This is a genomic window from Schwartzia sp. (in: firmicutes) (assembly GCF_978017985.1).
Map to the genome: position 1 here is coordinate 1 of NZ_CDXDFU010000101.1, position 2,249 is coordinate 2,249.

Here is a 2,249-nt window from a genome sequence, read left to right on the forward strand (position 1 = left end):
CTCATAGACCTCCATGCCCTGCTTCTTCAGAGCCTCCATAGACTCAAGGTCGGCAGCCTTTGTTTCCTTGCGGATTTCATCACGCGTTTCGTTGGCAGCGTCCGTCAGAATCTTCTTCTGCTCTGCGGAGAGGCTGTCCCATTTAGCCTTATTTACTGCTACAACAAACTCGCAGAATGCGTGGTTCGTCATTGTAAGATATTTTGCAACCTCATAGATTTTGCGGCTGAACATAGCCGTTGTACCGGAGGTCTGACCGTCAATCGTGCCGCGCTGAATAGCCATGTAGACCTCGCCGGAGCCCATTGTTACAGGAGAAGCGCCAAGCGCCTTGATGGTTTCAGCAGGAATCTGGCCGTAGCCGCGGAGCTGCAGTCCCTTGAAATCCTCAGGCTTCTGCAGCGGACGTGCGTTGTTTGCGAACTGCACATAGCCGTAATCTGCCCACATCAGAGGATATACGCCCTTCTTTTCCATTTCCTCGCCGAGAGTCTTTCCAAGACCGCCGTCGATAGCCTTCGCAACGGAGTCGTAGTTCGGGAGCAGGAACGGAACGTCGAGGACGTTCAGAACCGGAACCACCGTCGTCCACATAGCCGTGGAGTTGAGGCCCATATCAAGGCCGCCCGACATGATGGCATCGTTCATGCTCTTATCCGTATAGAGCTGGCCCGCAGGATACGTTGTAACCGTAATCTGGCCGTTTGACTTCTCGTTTACGCGCTTTGCAAAACGCTCAATGCTCTTTGAAAGATGATGGTCAACCGGCAGATGATACGCGAGTTTAAGCTCCACCTTACCGCCCGCGCCGCCGCTCTGCGATGCGGATTTGCTCGCTCCGCAGCCTGCAGCCAGTGCCATAGCCGCTACCAGCATTCCAATCAATGCCATTCGAAATACCTTAGATAACCTTACCATTTTGACAGCCTCCTCATTTTGTTGATACCTAAACGGACTTAATGTCCGCACTCCTGCTTCTTTGACCGCGCTTCTATCCCAAAAACCACATTGATTGAGTCAATCGTGTTCATGCCAATGGATTTTTCGTCAGGCTATAAAGATGTCGCGACGGCGTAGTAACACTACGTCGAACGGCAGCTGACAACGCATGACGAAAAAAGACCCGGCAATCATTAAATCATATTTATGTCGAGGGATTTTTCCGTCAGACAAGGAAAAAGGCTCGACGGCGCAGTATCGCTGCGTCGAGAGCATTTTGACACAGTATGACGAAAAAAGACCCGGCATAAGAAAAGCCCCGACCGATGTTTCCACATCAGCCGGGGCGCGAATTCCGCACGGTACCACCCTGCATTTTACTCTCAGCCTGTAACGTATGCCACACGCGGCTGACTGATGATTTCATCAGCCGGACTCACGGACGAGAACTCAACATATCCATATCGCCTTGCACCTGCCGGCGACTCTCTGGAAAGGACATTTGTCAATTACTTCCGCTCATCATCTGTAACGTAATGTAAATGTGTAAAACTCAGATTGGATACAGTATAGCATTGTTCTATGGGATAATCAAGTATTTATTTTACAATTTTAAAAATATATCATTCCATATAGTCTGCCATGAATGCACATTTGTATTTATTAGCAGGATATCCTTCAGACTAAAAAACAATAAAAAAAAGCACCGCATATGCGGTGCTGAATTTTTATGGCTGGGGTAGCTGGACTCGAACCAACGCATGGTGGATTCAGAATCCACTGCCTTACCAACTTGGCGATACCCCATCGCTGTTAACGTAATGTATTATACTCCCGTATTGTCATACTGTCAAGTATATTTTTAATAAAACTAAAAATTTTGTTGCTGCCGCTTATCTCAGCTGCTCTATCCTGAAATTGCTCTCATGGCATTTTACGCAGCGGAACAGCTCAGGATTCTTTATAAGCGCTCCTGCCCTGAGGTAATAGGTGACGTTGCCGCAGCTTCCGCAGACTACCTTATATTTATAGAGCTTTTCGGTCTGCTTTATGGTTTCCTCCGGCGAATGCACAGAGATTTCCGTGCCGAAGGCTTCATTGATCTTTTCCATGAAGAATCTGAACCTGCGTCCGTGCCCCTCCGAATATGGCAGGCAGGCATGGAGCATTTCATGGCAGACCACATTGCGCAGCCTGTCCAGATTTCCTTCGAAAAAGAGGTGCCTGCTGAAGGTAAGAAAGCATATATCCTTCTTGCCCCGTTCCATACGGCAGGAGCCGTACTGGCGCACTCCCGAGGATATATGGAC

The 2,249-nt window shown here is 48.8% G+C and carries 3 protein-coding genes and 1 tRNA gene; all 4 read right to left on the minus strand.

Annotated elements, in window-relative coordinates:
• Window positions 1–918: DctP family TRAP transporter solute-binding subunit (locus ACY69O_RS04675; protein ID WP_462332306.1), on the minus strand; the 918-nt coding region annotated here is incomplete at its 3' end.
• A gap of 404 nt (window positions 919–1,322) precedes the next feature.
• Window positions 1,323–1,448: a hypothetical protein gene (locus ACY69O_RS04680; protein WP_462332307.1), complete on the minus strand. Its 126-nt coding sequence runs from the start codon at window positions 1,446–1,448 to the stop codon at window positions 1,323–1,325.
• A 222-nt stretch (window positions 1,449–1,670) separates the two neighbouring features.
• Window positions 1,671–1,746 (minus strand) — tRNA-Gln (locus ACY69O_RS04685).
• A gap of 86 nt (window positions 1,747–1,832) precedes the next feature.
• Window positions 1,833–2,249 (minus strand): SprT-like domain-containing protein (locus ACY69O_RS04690; RefSeq protein WP_462332308.1); only part of this gene is annotated, 417 nt, incomplete at its 5' end.